The following is a 14,258-nucleotide window of genomic DNA, read 5'->3' as shown; positions in this document are numbered from 1 at the left end:
CACTAACGCACTTCCGCACTCACGCACTTCCCTTTCCCTAGAACAGAATCCGGTACACCAGCGACAGGTTGCGCCCGGGCGAAAGCACCAGCAGGCGGCTGGTGGGCTCGCGGTACGCCTGGTTCAGCAGGTTGTCGGCGCGCAGCACGATGCTGTGGATGCGGCTGCCGCGGCGCAGGCTGAGCCCCGCGTTGGCGTTCAGCAGCGTGTACGCGTCGGTGCGGTACGCGGCCACCTCGGCGCGCTCCTGCGCGAATGCGTGGCGCGCCTCGACCCCCAGCGAGTACGTGCCGTCGTCCCAGCGCGCGCTGCCGCCCACCCTCGCCGCGGGCATGAAGGGCAGCGCCCCCCCGTCCACGAAGTCGCCGCGCACCAGGTCGCCCATCACCCCCAGCACCACGTTGCGCCCCACCACCGCCTCGACCTGCCCCTCCAGCCCGCGCAGCTGCGCATCGTCCTGCCGAAAGCGGTTCACGGGGACGATCAGGTCGTGCTCCTCACCCTCTTCGTCGTGCTCGTGCTCGATCGTCGTGTCGCCCACCACCTCGGCGGTGATGAAGTTGTCGATGCGGCTGTAGAACGCGGCCACCTGCGCGTTGATGCGCTCCGACTGCGCCCGCAGCACCGCCTCGGCGCCGCGGTTCACCTCCAGCTCCAGGTCCGGGTCGCCGATGTCGTACGTGCCGGCGGCGTGATGGAACGCGTTGGAGAACAGCTCCTCCACCGTCGGCGCACGGAACGACTGCGCCACGCTCACGCTGGCCGAAAGCTGGTCCGTCACCGGCACGTTGAGCCCCAGCGAGCCGCTGACGTTGCTGAACTCGCGCTCGCGCACCCCGGCAAAGCGGGGATCGGAGCTCGCCTCGGGGCGCACCTGGTACACGTCGTAGCGCGCGCCGGCCTGCAGCGACGCACCGTCGTCATCCGCCCCCAGCGGCAGCTCCTGGTACACGAACACGCCCGCGGTGCGGCTCTCGGCGCCGGGCGTGAGCGCCTCCTCGCCCTCCGGCGAGTAGTCCTTGCGCAGCCCGGAGATCCCGACCGCGCCGTCCAGGCGGCCGAAGCGGGTCTTGGCGTTCAGGCTTCCCGTCTGCGTGTCCAGCAGAAAGCGCGTCCCCACCTCGCCGCTGGACTCGATCTCGTCGTGGCGGTAGCGCTGCGCGTTGGCGTCCAGCCGCAGCGTGGTGAATCCGCGGTCGCCCAGCGTCACCGTCACCCGGCCGTTGGCGTCCACGCGGTCGCCCTCGATGCTGACGCCCGCCTCCTCCGCCCCCGGAGCCGCGGGAAGGCCGTAGTCGAAGGTGTAGCCGCCCACCGACACGCCGCCCTGCACCTGCTCGGTCACGTATCCCACGCCCGCCGTGCCGTACAGGTTGTTGTAGAAGGTGTTGTCCAGCCGTCCGCCGCCGCCCGTGTGCACGTCGTCCACGCGCCGCCCGCCGGCGCGGGCCGAGACGGCGAGCGTCTGCCCCAGCGGCAGGGTGATCTCGCCGGTCAGTGCGCCGCCGGGGTTCACCGACTCGCCCTGCGCGGCCACGAAGCCCGAGGCCTCGCCAGGAATGGTGGTGGGGATGTCGGTGGAGATGACGTTCACCACGCCGCCCAGCGCGTTGTTGCCGTACAGCAGGCTGGCCGGCCCGCGCACCACCTCGATGCGGCTGGCCGCCAGCGGGTCCACCGAGAGCGCGTGGTCGGCGCTGGTGGACGACAGGTCGCCCGTGCGCTGGCCGTTCTGCACCACCAGCACCCGCTCGCCCGACAGCCCGCGGATGACGGGGGTGGAGGCCGCCGGGCCGCCGTAGCGCGTGGACAGCCCGGGCTGCGACGCCAGCGTCTGCGCCACGCTCGTCCCCATGTTGCGCTCCAGCGCCTTGCCCGAAAGCTCCACGGTGCTCTGGGTGATGTTGAGCGGGTCGGCGCTGCGCGGGCTGGCGGTGACGTTGATCCCCTCCAGCGAAAGCACCGTGGGGCGCATGGTGATCTCCACCCGCACGTCGGGCCCCTCCACCGGCACGGTGACTACCGCGTGCGAAGGCGCGTAGCCCAGCAGCGTCACGTCCAGGTGATAGGTGCCCGGCCGGATGGCGCGGATGACGAAGCCGCCGTCCCCACCCGAGAGGATGGAGCGGTTGAGCTCGTTGATGACGATGCGGGCGTTGGGGAGCGGGTTGCCGGCGGCGTCGCGCACCACGCCCACGATCGGCGGCGCGAACTCGACGGAATCGGACGCGGGGGCGGCGTGGGCGGCACCGGCGGCAGAGACGACGGCGGCCAGCGCCACCAGGGCGCGCCGCGTGAGCGTACGGAACATGGAGATCTCCTGAATCCGGAACGTACGGCGAAGCACGACGCCAGATGACGCGGACCCGCCGGATGCGATGTACGTTTGGTTTGCCGCGGACGCGGCGGATTCAGGCGTGTGGCGGTGCGCGGGCCCGCGCGGGGGAGGACGGGCGGAAGGGGAGCGCGTGCGAGGCCGCGGGCGTTTCCGCCCGGGCTTCGGCCTGCGCCAGCGGCAGCTCGGCGCCGGCGGCGGGAAGCGCCAGCGAGCCGGCCGCATGGCACAGCACGCAGTGCAGCTCGTCGTGCGGCGGCAGCGACGATCCTTCATCGTGCCGCTCCGCGACGAAGGCGACGTCGCCGCCCCCGTCCACCGGCGACCACGCGTGGAACGGGATGGCCACCGCACCCAGCAGGTGCAGCAGCATCCCGAACAGCAGCGTAAAGCGCCGCGCACGCGAGGGTCGGTGGATGCCGTTCATGTGGGGCGGCTTACACCGTGCCGTGGGGGCGGGTTCCGGAAGGGAATAGGGAATAGGGAATAGGGAATAGGGAATAGGGAATAGGGAATAGGGAATAGGGAATAGGGGACAGGCGGCAACGGCGGGCCGGGTGCTGCTACTGCTGGCCAGGACCGGCGTGGGCCTGCGCAACATCCGCAGCCGCCTGGGGCATCTCTACGGAGACGCGGGCGCGCTGGAGCTGAATCCGGTGGAGGGCGGCGGGCTGGAGGCGGCGGTGACGATGCCGTTGGTGATGGGGTGATGGGGTGATGGGGTGAAGAGGCCGCCGCAGGGTGGATGCAAAAGGCCTCGGGCTCATGAGAGTCCGAGGCCTTTGTTATCCCTGCAGTCTGCGTAATGGCGAATGAATTCGCTGCAACAACCACACGAAGCCCGCCTTCGCGGGCTGGCGGCTCCGGAGAAACGGAGGGTGCGGTGCGCGCCCCGGGCCTTCCTGGCGGGCCGGCGCTCCGGACGCGAGCAGGTGAAGCCCCGTTCGGCGAGCGCTAGCGAGCCGAGACGGGGCTTATGGCCTTTCCAGCCGCGGGCTTTAGCCCATGGCGACCGCGCGGCACGGATCCCCGCGTGCCCCCCCCGTTCACCCGTTCACCCGTTCACCCGTTCACCCCGTCACCCCCACGTATCCCCGCAGCCGCGCCAGGTTCTGCCGATCGAGCGTCACAAGGTCCTTGACGTTGTCGGGATGCTCCTTGGGCGTCTCGAGCACCATGGGGACGGCGGTAAAGCGCGGGTCGTTCATCAGCCGGCGGAACGGCTCGTCACCCAGCGAGCCTTCGCCGATGGCGGCGTGGCGGTCGCGACGGCTGGCGAACGCGGTCGCCGAATCGTTCAGGTGGAACAGGCGCACGCGGTGCAGGCCGATGACGTCCGCCAGCTGGTTGATGACCCCGTCGTAATCCTCCCGCAGGTCGTAGCCGGCGGCGTACACGTGGCAGGTGTCCACGCACACGCCCACGCGCTCCCGCACGTGCGGGGGGATGCGTTCGATCATCTCCGCCAGCTCCTCGAAGCGCGAGCCCAGCACCTTTCCGGCGCCCGCGGTCGTCTCCAGCAGCACCATCGCCGCTCCGCCCACTTCCTCCAGCGCCCGGCCGATCATGTCGGCGTTCTGCGCGAGCCCGCGGGGGACGTCGCCGTCGGTGGCGTTGCCGGGGTGCGTGACCAGCGCGTCCAGCCCCAGCTCGTTCGCCCGCCGCAGCTCCGCGGCAAAGGCGGCGTACGAGCGGTCCAGCAGCAGCGGGTCGGGCGTGGCCAGGTTGATGAGGTAGCTGTCGTGCGCGTTGGCGTACGCCACGCCGTGCTCCGCCAGCCCCAGCCGAAAGGCCAGGCACTCGTCGGTGGACAGCTGCACCTCGGCCCAGCGGTTGGGCTGCTTGGTGAACACCTGGATGGCGACGGCGCCGATGTCGGCGGCGCGCGCGGGGGCGTTGCGGCACCCCCCGGCGGTGGAGACGTGGGCTCCCAGCAGCACTGCGGTCTTCCTTCCGGAGCGGGCGTTTGGATGCGGAAGCGCCCAAGGTAGACGACCGGGGCCAAGTGCGAAAGTGCGGGAGTGCGGGAGTGCGGGAGTGCGGGAGTGGAATACGAGCCCAGAACGGAGAGCCCCGCAAGATGAGCGGGTGAACCCGCTGCTGGAACTGCGACAAGCCCCGTCTCGGCGCCGCTCACGCGTCGCCGAACGGGGCTTCGCCTTCTCGCGTGGGCAGGCCTCTCCATTCGCGGAAAGCTTCCTGGTAGGCAGACACAAGTCGAACCGTTTGCGGTTGAAGCCTCGTCTGGCGAGCCTTGGCGAGCCGGGACGGGGCTTCTCGCTTTCCCAGCGGCGGGTTTACCCGCTCATCACTGCGGACCCGGCGGGGCCTAACCCCTTTCCAGAACGGACGTTCGAGCGAGTCGGCGGGCGCCTCTCGGGGGTGTCAGCGGGGGAATTGCGGTGGTAGATTCTTCCCGCACGCGACGGCGTACGCGCCGCCGCAACCAATCCGACTATCGACGATTTCGCGACCCGTGACGGAGTTCTGATGTTCCATCCCTGGCACGAGCTGGAAGCCGGTCCCGACGCCCCCGCGCGGATGAACGTGGTGGTGGAGATCCCCCGCGGCAGCCGCAACAAGTACGAGCTCGACAAGCAGACCGGCATGTTCAAGCTGGACCGGCTGCTCTACAGCTCGGTGCACTATCCCGGCGACTACGGCTTCTTCCCCCAGACCTACGCCCAGGACGACGACCCGCTGGACGCGCTGGTGATGACCACGGTGCCCACCTTTCCCGGGTGCGTCATCGAGGTGCGCCCCATCGGCATCTTTCGCATGACGGACCGCGACGAGATGGACGAAAAGGTGCTCTGCGTCCCCGCCCGCGATCCGCTGTACGATGAGTACCGCGGCCTTGACGACGTGGCGCCGCACTACCTGCGCGAGGTGGAGCACTTCTTCAGCATCTACAAGGACCTGGAGCACGTCCGCGTGCAGCCCATGGGCTGGGAGGACGAGAAGAGCGCCCGCACCACCATCATCGAGGCCATGGCCCGCTACGCCGTCAAGCGCCAGGCCCAGAACGTCTCCCGCATCGCCAGACAGGCCGCCGCCGACCGCACGGGCCACGAACTGTAGACGCGTGCGAAGTAGATGATCCGCTGTTGAGAGAAGGCCCGGCCGCACGCCGGGCCTTTTTCGTCACCCCTCCAGGCGCGGTCAAATTCGTACGATTCTCGAACACCTCTTCCTATCTCCTTGTCTACGATGAGGATGCGGTGACATCGGCGATCACGCGGCATGCAAGCGTCCGAAATCCAAACACTTTCCAGCCCGCCGGGACAAAGGCAAAAATCAGCATAGGTCCATATCCATCAACCGATTACGTGCGCTCCTCTGAACGGGAACGGTCTTCGCCTTCCACCGCGCCAGGAACAGCCCGGACGCCGCGTCCGCGGAAGACGAAGAAGAAACCGGTTTCCCCGACACAAGGAGATCCAGCCATGAGCCGTCGCGACTACGCCCGCACCCAGTCCCTGACCGCCCGCATCCGCCCCGTGCTGAACGCCATCGCCGTCGTGGCCACCTGCGCCGCGGCCGCCTGGGCCGGCGCCCTGGTCTGATCGTCTCGCCCTCCCGACTCGCGAACCACGAAAGCCGAGCCAATGATCAGCGGGCGCGTCCTCATCGTCAGTAACCGCCGGGAGGTGGTGGCGGAGCTGGAGCCCATCATCAGGGCCGGCGACCACCTGCCCAGCGTGGTGCCCGACGGCGAGGAGGCCATGCTGATGCTGGACGACGGCATGGTGCCCGACGTGGTGATCAGCGACCTGGGATGCGAGCGGTCGTTCAACGGCATCAGCTACGTGCAGCGCTTTCGCCAGCTCAACCGCACGGGCGCGCACCTGGTGGTCACCGAGCCCGGGGCGCCGTTCACCGGCGCGAGCGGATCCGCGCAGCCCGACCGCTTCGCCGTGCTCCCCCGCCCCTTTCGCCCGGACGACGTACGCGCCACGCTGGAAGGCGCCATCAGCCGCGTGGAGGAGGACTTTCGCGCGCTGCGGTCCGAGGTGTGGCGGTCGATGGACCGGCTGCGGCGCGAAGTGGCCGACGCCCGGGGCGAGATGGTGCAGGCGCTGGCGATGACCATCGCCGCGCGCGACCGCTACATGCAGGGGCACTGCGACCGCGTGGCGGAGGGATGCCGCACCGTCGCCCTGGCGCTGCACATCAGCGACGACGACACGCGGCTGCTGATGCAGGCGGCGCGGCTGCACGAGATCGGCAAGATCTCGGTGCCGGTGGAGCTGCTGCAGAAGACGGAGCCGCTCACGGCCGACGAGTTGGAGCGCATCCGCAGCCACCCGCGCGTGGGCGCCGACATCGTCCGCGGCGTCAGCAGCCTGCGCCGCCTGGCGCCGCTCATCGAGCGCCACATGACGGACTACGCCGAGCTGTCGAACCACCTCTCGCCGGCGTCCCCGGAGTTCCTGCTCATCGGCATCCTGCGCGTGGTCGACGTGTGGGACGCCATGAACAGCGCCCGCTCCTACCGCCCCGCCATGCCGCGCGCGTACTGGGAGCAGTTCCTGCGCGCCGGCGCCGGCACGCGCTTTCACCCCCAGGCTGTCGACGCGCTGCTGCGCGCGGTGCCGGAGCACGAGAGTGCGTGAGATGAAAAGACGTGGATGGTTCGGATCGGGATCTCGGGCTCCTCGCCGTCTGGCGCAGGAGCCCGCTCCTTTTACGGCACGTCTCCATCCCCGGTAAACGAAAAAGAACGGTCTCACATGGAAGACGCAGAGGACGCGGAGTTGTTTCTCTGCGTCCTCCGTGTGAGATCATTCTTTTGGAGTGCCCGGGAGTCGAACCGACCGGATTTCGCTCGCGCGTAAGATCCGCCTCCTGATCTGTTCGGATTCCGAACACCGCGCCGGAAAACCCCAGCAACTACCTGCTGATCTGCGCATGCCGATGCGCGGCATGCATCTGCCGCTGTTCGGAATCCGAACACGTTTCCGCCTCCTCCGCGGGCACCCGAATCACGCACAACTCATTGACCAGCAAGCACTTGGATGTGGCGCTCGAGGCCGGAACGATGCTCGCCTATGGGCAGGCCGTCCCGCGACGAGTGAGGCTCGCGGGCAGATGATGACGAACCCGCCCGACCGGAGCCCCCGCAATGCCTTCCATGCGCCCCTTCGCCCTGATGCTCTCGACCGCCGCCAGCCTTGCTGCCTGCAGCGGCGGCGGGTCCGGCTCCACGCCGCCGACCGCCGTGGACGACACCGCGCGGCCGGCGTGCACGGCCGCCGCCACGGTGTCGCTGGCCCCGGGCGAGACGCGGGCGCTGACGGCCGCCGAGGCCGCCTGCTTCCGCCTGTCGGCCGGCGACGGGGCCGAGTACGCGCTGGCCGGCTACGACGCACGGGCGCTGGAAGCTTCGCGGGCCGGGCAGGCGGCCTCGGCGCTGGCCGATCCGCAGTACACGGTGGCCGACGCCACGCGCGGCGGCTCGCAGAGCGTCTCCGCCCGCCCGGCGGCGCCGGCGGGAAGCGCGCGGGCGGCGGACGTCGTCTTCAGCCAGGCGGCGGCGGTGGACCCGGCGGACCCGCACTCGCGGCAGACGGCGTGGCGCGAGGGCGAGCGCTTCATGGTGAAGCCGCTGGAGGGAAGCGCCCCGGTGCAGGCGCGCGTGGTCCGCATCGTGGGCGGCAAGTTCGCCCTGGCGGTGGTGGAGAGCGACGAGGCCGGCGCCGGCAAGGTGCTGGACCAGGCCGAAGAGGCGCTGCAGTTCCTGGCGCAGCGCGGCGTTCCGCTTCTGCAGTCCACCTTCTCGGGCACCGTCCCCACCACCGCGGGCTCCGGCCAGCTGCTGGTGCTGGCGACCGCGTGGGACCCGGCGCGCGGCGCCGGCGCCACGTGGCACCGCCAGGACGCGTCGGGCGTCTCGAGCTTCGTGTGGCTGAACCTGAACCTGCGCCCCGGCAAGGGCGAGGGCTACGAGATGTACGACCACGCCAGCTTCCGCGTGAAGGTGCTGGGCCACGAGCTGACGCACGCCTGGCAGGCGGCCTGGATGCACGAGGCGAACGCCGGATCCATCGCCGCCGCCCCGGGGTGGAGCGTGGAGGGCGGGGCCGACTTCGTGGCCATGGACCTGGTGCGCCGCTTTCTGAACGTGGGCTTCGGCAGCAACTGGAAGTGGACCGAGCACCTGCAGCCGTCGCACGCCAGCGTCATCTTTGCCCTGGAGCCGGCGGACGCCAAGGGGCGGCTGAGCTGGGGCTACTACGACGCCAGCAGCCTGCTGCGCGACCTGCAGGGCCGCCTGATCGGCGCGGGGATGTCGCCCGAGGCGGCGATGGCCGAGGTGTCGCGCGGCGCCGTGGCGGGGTGGTACGGCGCGGACGGCGACGGCGGCGCGCAGGCCGGGCTGGTGGAGCGGATGCGCGCCCGGCTCGGCGCCACGTGGGACGCCGCCTCGGCCGTGCTCCTGTGGACCGCCTCGCAGGCCGCGGACGACCGCACGCCCAACACGGTGCTGGCCAACCCCAACTACTACGGCGTGGGCAGCGACGACGCCCGCTACGGCTGGAAGCCCGCCGCCGAGGTGCGCGCCGGGGCCGGCGAGCGCGCGGCGGTGACGCAGGTGGCCGGCGGCAGCTTCTACGTCCGCGTCCGCGGCGCCCGCGCCGAGAGCACGCTCAGCGCCGTCAGCAGCACCCCGGATGCGCGCTGGATGATCGCCCGGGTGCGGTGAGCGGGTGAAGGGGTGAAGGGGTGAAGGGGTGACCAGAGCGAACCGGATCGATCGGAATCGACCGATCCGGGTCCATTGAACCGACCGATCCAACGAAGCCGATCCACCGAAGCAGATCCATCGAAGTCGATCAACCGAAGCAGATCTACCGATTCAACGAGCGACAGGAGACAGAACGATGAGCCGCCGCAGCTACGCAAAGACCCAGACCCTCGCCGCACGTGTGCGCCCCGTGCTCCAGGCGTTCGCCACCGTGGCGACCTTCGCGGCGGCCGCGTTCGCCGGCTCGCTGGTCTGAAGATCCGCAGTCACAATCCCTCATTCAATCAACCCGAAGACAAAATCATGCTGCTGAGTGGACGCATCCTCATCGTGAGCGACCGGGCCGAAGTCGTCGCCGAGCTCGAGCCCGTCATCCGGGCCGGCCGCCACCTGTCGAGCGTGGTCCCGGACGGACGAGAGGCCATGAAGGTGCTGGCGGACGGAATGGTGCCCGACGTGGTGATCAGCGACATGGGAAGCGAGCGGTCGCTGGAGGGGATTGGCTACGTTCGCCGCTTTCGCGAGCTGAACCGCGCCGGCGCGCACGTGGTGGTGACCGAGCCGGGCGCGCCGGTGGACCCCCGCGCCCGTCCCGCGGCCGCCCAGGAGCGCTTTGCCGTGCTCCCCCGCCCCTTTGCGCCCGACGCCGTGCGCCGCACCGTGGACGAGGCGCTCACCCGCATGGAGGCCGAGTTCCGCACCCTGCGCGCCGAGGTGTGGCGGTCGATGGACCGGCTGAAGCGCGAGGTGGTGGATGCGCGTGCCGAGATGGTGCAGGCGCTGGCGCTGACCATCGCCGCGCGCGACCACTTCATGCACGGGCACTGCGAGCGGGTGTCGGAGACGTGCCGCAAGGTGGCCGTGGCGCTGCACCTGCCCGACGAGCAGACCGAGATGCTGGCGCAGGCCGCCATCCTGCACGAGATCGGCAAGATGTCGGTGCCGCTGGAGCTGCTGCAGAAGACCACGCCGCTGACCGCCGAAGAGCTGGAGCGCATCCGCTCGCACACGAAGGTGGGCGCGGGAATCGTGCGCGGAGTCCCCACGCTTCGTGCCCTGGCGCCGCTGATCGAGCACCAGATGACGGACCACTGCGACCTGGCCGGCGAGGTGTCGCCCGTGGCCCCCGAGTTCCTGCTGATCGGCGTGCTGCGCGTGGTGGACGCGTGGGATGCCATGACGTCGGAGCGCTCGTACCGCCAGGCGCTGCCCCGCAACTACTGGGAGCCCTTCCTGCGCGCCGGCGCCGGCACGCGGTTCCATCCGCAGGCCGTGTCCACGCTGATGCGCGTACTGCCGAGGTGAGCGGGTGAAGGGGTGAACGGGTGGGCGGGTGGGCGGGTGCGACGCGCCAGGTTCCGTGGCCCGCCGCCCGCCACGGGCTAAAGCCCGCGGCTAGAAAGGCCATAAGCCCCGTCTCGGCTCGCTACGCTTGCCGAACGGGGCTTCGCCTGCTCGCGATCGGAGCGGCCGACCCGCCAAGAGGTCCAGGCGCGCACCGCACCCTCCGTTTCCAGGAGCCCGCCAGTCCGCGAAGGCGGGCTTCGTGTGGTCGTTGCAGCGAATTCATTCGCCCTTGCAGGCTGTGGAATAGCAAAAGGCCTCGGACTCCGCTGAGTCCGAGGTTTTTGCAATCTACCGAGCGGAGGCCCCTTCACCCCTTCACCCCTTCACCCCTTCACCCCTTCACCCCTTCACCCCTTCACCCCTTCACCCCTTCACCCCTTCACCCCGCCACCCCGCCACCCCGCCACCCCGCCACCCCTTCACCCCCGCCCCACCGCCTCCAGCCCGTACTGCTGGATCTTCGTGTGCAGCGTGCTGCGCGAGATCCCCAGCTTGTCCGCGGCGGCGGTGCGGTTGCCGCCCAGCAGGAACAGCGTGCGCTCGATGTGCCGCCGCTCCACCTCCTCCAGCGTCACGATGGAAGGCTCGTCGCGCGAGGCACGGGGGGCGCCGGAGGCCTTGAGCCCCGGCGGCAGGTGCTCCGGCTCGATGCGCTCCGCCCCCGTCGCCAGCACCAGCGCCCGCTCCAGCACGTTCTTGAGCTCGCGCACGTTGCCCGGCCACGCGTACCCCGCCAGCACCTCCAGCGCCTTGGGCGAAAGATCCGTGGGCGAGTTGCGGTGCCGCTGCCCGATCTCGCGCAGAAAGCGGTGCGCCAGCTCCAGCACGTCCTCGCGCGAGCGCTCGCGCAGCGGCGGCACCGTCAGCGGAAACACCGCCAGGCGGTAGAACAGGTCTTCGCGAAAGCGGCCGGCGCGCACCTCCGCCTCCAGGTCGCGGTTGGTGGCCGCCACCAGCCGCACGTCCACCTGCAGCTCGCGGGTGCCGCCCAGCCGGCGAAAGCTGCGCGTCTCCAGCACCTTCAACAGCTTGGGCTGCAGCTCCGGCGCCAGGTCGCCGATCTCGTCCAGGAACAGCGTCCCCCGGTCCGCCACCTCGAACAGGCCCCGCTTCATCTCCTTGGCGTCGGTAAAGGCGCCGCGCTCGTGGCCAAAGAGCTCCGAGTCAAGAAAGGTGGCCTGCAGCCCCGCGCAGTTGATCTCCACGAACGGGCCGCGCGCCCGGGGGCTGCGGGCGTGGATCATCTGCGCGATGAAGCTCTTGCCCGTGCCGCTTTCGCCCAGCAGCAGCGCCGTGGTCTCGCCCGAGCCGGACAGCAGGTCCACCTGCCGGGCCAGATCGCGCATCATGGGCGAGGCGCCCAGCCCGCCGGCCTCCGTGCGCTCGGCCATGGAGCGCGCCAGCAGCTCGTTGGTGCGGCGAAGCTCCACCTTTTCGGCGGCGCGCTCCACCGCCGCCTCAAGGTGGGCAAAGTTGACGGGCTTGGTAAGAAAGGTCTCCGCGCCGGACTGCATGGCGTCCACCGCCACCTCCACCTCGGCGTGGCCCGTCAGCATGACCACCGCGGCGCCGCGCGCCACCAGGATGTCCAGGATGTCGCGCCCCGAAAGCCCCGGCAGGTCCAGGTCCAGCACGCACACGTCCGGCCGCTGCGCCTCGTACACGCGCACGCCGTCCTCGCCGCTGGCGGCCGAAGACACCTCCCAGCCCTTGCGCTGGAAGTACTTGCTCAGGACGCCCAGGACTCCGGGATCGTCGTCGATGATCAGGATGGATCGCGGCATCGGCTATTTTATGGATTGGCGGACGAAGTGCGCCAGTAAGATTGCGCCCCGGTGCCGTTGATGCCAGCGGTCGGTGCCTCTCACCCCATCGCGGGGAGCACTCTGCGCACGAATGCGTCCACCACGCAGGGGTCGAAGTGGGTTCCCCGCCCGTCCAGGATCTCCTCTACCACCCGTTCGCGGGGCCAGGCGGCGCGGTACGGCCGGTCGCTGGAGAGCGCGTCGTAGAAGTCGGCCAGCGCCACGATGCGCGCCGCCAGGGGAATGTCCTCGCCCGCCGTCCGCCGCGGATAGCCCGTCCCGTCCCAGCGCTCGTGGTGGGCGCGGGCGATCTCCTCGGCCATCCGCACCATCCGCGAGCGGCCGGCGGCCAGGATCTGCGCGCCGATCTCCGTGTGGCGCTGCATCAGCTCCCGCTCGGCGTCCGTCAGCCGCCCCGCCTTCAGCAGCACGCCGTCGGGAATGCCCACCTTGCCCAGGTCGTGCAGCGGCGCCGTGCGGCGAATCATCTCCACCTCGTCCGCTTCCATCCCCATGGCCGCGGCGATGCGGGCCGAAAGCTCGCCCACGCGGCGGGTGTGCATCCCCGTGTCGTCGTCGCGCAGCTCGGCGGCGCGGGCCAGCCGCTCCAGCACCTCCCAGGCGGTTTCCTCCAGCTCGCGCGTGCGCGCCTGGACCTTCTGCTCCAGCTCCTCGTTCTGCCGCGCGACGGCCAGGTGCAGGCTGCGCGTGTGCAGGTGGTTCTTTACGCGCAGCACCGCCTCTGCCGGGCCGTAGGGCTTGCGGATGAAGTCGGCCGCGCCCGCCGCCAGGGCGCCCACGCGCGCCTCCTCCGTCAGGTCGCCGCTCACCACCAGGATGGGCAGGTACGCGCCCGCCGGGATCAGGGGGTGCAGCCACCGCATGATGTCGGGCGCCTCCAGGCAGCCCAGGTGCAGGTCCAGCAGCACCAGGTCCGGCGCGTGCTCCTGGAACAGCGCCGGCACCTCGTGTCCGTTCGTCGTGGTGCGGATGTCGCCGAACCCGGCGCGCGACAGGATCTTCTCCAGCACCTTCAGGGCGGACGCGTCGTCGTCGGCCGCCAGAATGCGCGGCTGCAGGGTGGTGGTCACGTACGCCTCGATGCAGGGGGTCGAACGCCGCCGCGGGAAGAGGTTCGCCGGGCGGCCGGAACCCACGCGCGATGGCGAACCCCGTTCCCCGGCCCGCGACGGGGCTCGATCCCTGTCCACACCGGGATCGCAGGGGGAAGACTGGGAATGCGAGACGCGCCGGCACCCTGCGTACTTTTCGTACAGCCAGAGCGGTCCGGCGCGATAAACCCCGGTAGGATCAGTGATTCGACGGCGTGTCCGGAATCCGGGCACCGGCACCCGCTTCGAGCGATCCGGCTCAGTCCAGCTCCGCCGCGATGGCGCCCGTCCAGCGGACCATGCGGTCGCGCAGCTCGGGCTCCAGCTCCATCGTCTCGATGCGCTCCAGCAGCACGTCCGCGTCGATCAGCCCCTCCACCAGCAGCACCCGCACGAAGTCGCGGTCCTTGTCCCGGAACGCGGCCAGCTTGCTGGCGGCAAGGTCGTGCCCTTCCACGCACCACCCGATGAAGCGGAGCGTGTTGGCGTTCTGCAGCTTGTAGGTCCGGTCCTCCCACCGGTGCGGCAGGGTGGCGCTTTCGATGGGTACGCCGTGGACGTAGAAGTCGTGCGTCTCGTGGAACATCGACAGCTCCCCCAGCACGCCGTCGATGTCGATCACGCGCTCGGGCGCGATGTCGGCTTCCACCGACATGCGCAGGGCAGCGGGGCATCGGGGTGCTCGCCCAGGATGGCCTGAGGGTGTTGCTAAACCCCTAACCTTACAAAGAAGCGATGACTTCCTGAGAGGGTGTTGCTAAACCTCAAACCCATAACGAAGCGGTGACTTCCTGAGGGAGCGCACCACGTCCAACCAGAAGCCACACTACGGATTGCGCGCGACCGAAGGACCTCGTTTCGGTGGCGCAGGGGCCAGATCAGGGCACGGGACCAGCCCCGTCGTTCTGCTG

Annotated in this window: 11 protein-coding genes; 5 read left to right on the top strand and 6 right to left on the bottom strand. The window is 70.3% G+C overall.

Annotation, left to right across the window (positions count from 1 at the left end):
* Nucleotides 1-37: 37 nt before the first annotated feature.
* Nucleotides 38-2,311: a TonB-dependent receptor gene (locus tag VGC13_RS08355; protein ID WP_331124778.1), complete on the bottom strand. Its 2,274-nt coding sequence runs from the start codon at nucleotides 2,309-2,311 to the stop codon at nucleotides 38-40.
* Between the two features lie 100 nt (nucleotides 2,312-2,411).
* Nucleotides 2,412-2,762 (bottom strand): hypothetical protein, encoded by a 351-nt coding sequence (locus VGC13_RS08350; RefSeq protein WP_331124777.1) that lies wholly within the window; start codon nucleotides 2,760-2,762, stop codon nucleotides 2,412-2,414.
* Nucleotides 2,763-2,892: 130 nt separating this feature from the next.
* Between VGC13_RS08350 and VGC13_RS08345 the strand changes: the two genes are divergently transcribed.
* Nucleotides 2,893-3,045 carry a hypothetical protein gene (locus VGC13_RS08345; RefSeq protein WP_331124776.1) on the top strand — a complete coding sequence of 51 codons (153 nt, stop codon included), beginning with the start codon at nucleotides 2,893-2,895 and terminating at the stop codon, nucleotides 3,043-3,045.
* Between the two features lie 360 nt (nucleotides 3,046-3,405).
* On the opposite strand, the gene VGC13_RS08340 is transcribed toward VGC13_RS08345, so the two are convergent.
* Nucleotides 3,406-4,275, bottom strand: a complete 870-nt coding sequence (locus tag VGC13_RS08340) for a deoxyribonuclease IV (RefSeq protein ID WP_331124775.1) — start codon at nucleotides 4,273-4,275, stop codon at nucleotides 3,406-3,408.
* A 550-nt stretch (nucleotides 4,276-4,825) separates the two neighbouring features.
* Here VGC13_RS08340 and VGC13_RS08335 point away from each other — a divergent pair.
* From VGC13_RS08335 to VGC13_RS08320, 4 genes are all read left to right on the top strand, one after another.
* Nucleotides 4,826-5,416, top strand: coding sequence for an inorganic diphosphatase (locus tag VGC13_RS08335; RefSeq protein WP_331124774.1), 591 nt, complete (start codon nucleotides 4,826-4,828; stop codon nucleotides 5,414-5,416).
* Between the two features lie 527 nt (nucleotides 5,417-5,943).
* Nucleotides 5,944-6,951, top strand: coding sequence for an HD-GYP domain-containing protein (locus VGC13_RS08330; protein WP_331124773.1), 1,008 nt, complete (start codon nucleotides 5,944-5,946; stop codon nucleotides 6,949-6,951).
* 509 nt (nucleotides 6,952-7,460) lie between these two features.
* Entirely contained in the window at nucleotides 7,461-9,041 is a 1,581-nt protein-coding gene (locus VGC13_RS08325) for a hypothetical protein (RefSeq protein ID WP_331124772.1), read from the top strand.
* 345 nt (nucleotides 9,042-9,386) lie between these two features.
* Nucleotides 9,387-10,388, top strand: coding sequence for an HD-GYP domain-containing protein (locus VGC13_RS08320; RefSeq protein ID WP_331124771.1), 1,002 nt, complete (start codon nucleotides 9,387-9,389; stop codon nucleotides 10,386-10,388).
* A 461-nt stretch (nucleotides 10,389-10,849) separates the two neighbouring features.
* On the opposite strand, the gene VGC13_RS08315 is transcribed toward VGC13_RS08320, so the two are convergent.
* The 3 genes from VGC13_RS08315 to VGC13_RS08305 all read right to left on the bottom strand — a co-directional run bounded on the left by VGC13_RS08315 (nucleotide 10,850) and on the right by VGC13_RS08305 (nucleotide 14,002).
* A complete protein-coding gene (locus tag VGC13_RS08315) occupies nucleotides 10,850-12,214 on the bottom strand; it encodes a sigma-54 dependent transcriptional regulator (RefSeq protein ID WP_331124770.1) in 1,365 nt (454 codons plus the stop codon).
* 80 nt (nucleotides 12,215-12,294) lie between these two features.
* On the bottom strand, nucleotides 12,295-13,326 hold the full coding sequence (locus tag VGC13_RS08310) for an HD domain-containing phosphohydrolase (RefSeq protein WP_331124769.1): 1,032 nt from the start codon (nucleotides 13,324-13,326) through the stop codon (nucleotides 12,295-12,297).
* Nucleotides 13,327-13,606: 280 nt separating this feature from the next.
* The gene (locus tag VGC13_RS08305) at nucleotides 13,607-14,002 is read right to left on the bottom strand and encodes a DUF6036 family nucleotidyltransferase (protein WP_331124768.1); all 396 of its coding nucleotides are present in this window, start codon (nucleotides 14,000-14,002) and stop codon (nucleotides 13,607-13,609) included.
* Nucleotides 14,003-14,258 lie beyond the last annotated feature (256 nt).

The organism is Longimicrobium sp. (assembly GCF_036399255.1).
In the GTDB taxonomy this organism is placed as follows: Bacteria; Gemmatimonadota; Gemmatimonadetes; order Longimicrobiales; family Longimicrobiaceae; genus Longimicrobium.
The sequence above is the reverse complement of the archived record's forward strand: the minus strand, read 5'-3'. Positions and strand labels throughout refer to the sequence as shown.

Coding starts and splice junctions, on each gene's coding strand:
- VGC13_RS08355 (WP_331124778.1), bottom strand. CDS start 2,311: ATGTTCCGTACGCTCACGCGGCGCGCCCTGGTGGCGCTGGCCGCCGTC.
- VGC13_RS08350 (WP_331124777.1), bottom strand. CDS start 2,762: ATGAACGGCATCCACCGACCCTCGCGTGCGCGGCGCTTTACGCTGCTG.
- VGC13_RS08335 (WP_331124774.1), top strand. CDS start 4,826: ATGTTCCATCCCTGGCACGAGCTGGAAGCCGGTCCCGACGCCCCCGCG.
- VGC13_RS08330 (WP_331124773.1), top strand. CDS start 5,944: ATGATCAGCGGGCGCGTCCTCATCGTCAGTAACCGCCGGGAGGTGGTG.
- VGC13_RS08325 (WP_331124772.1), top strand. CDS start 7,461: ATGCCTTCCATGCGCCCCTTCGCCCTGATGCTCTCGACCGCCGCCAGC.
- VGC13_RS08320 (WP_331124771.1), top strand. CDS start 9,387: ATGCTGCTGAGTGGACGCATCCTCATCGTGAGCGACCGGGCCGAAGTC.
- VGC13_RS08315 (WP_331124770.1), bottom strand. CDS start 12,214: ATGCCGCGATCCATCCTGATCATCGACGACGATCCCGGAGTCCTGGGC.
- VGC13_RS08305 (WP_331124768.1), bottom strand. CDS start 14,002: ATGTCGGTGGAAGCCGACATCGCGCCCGAGCGCGTGATCGACATCGAC.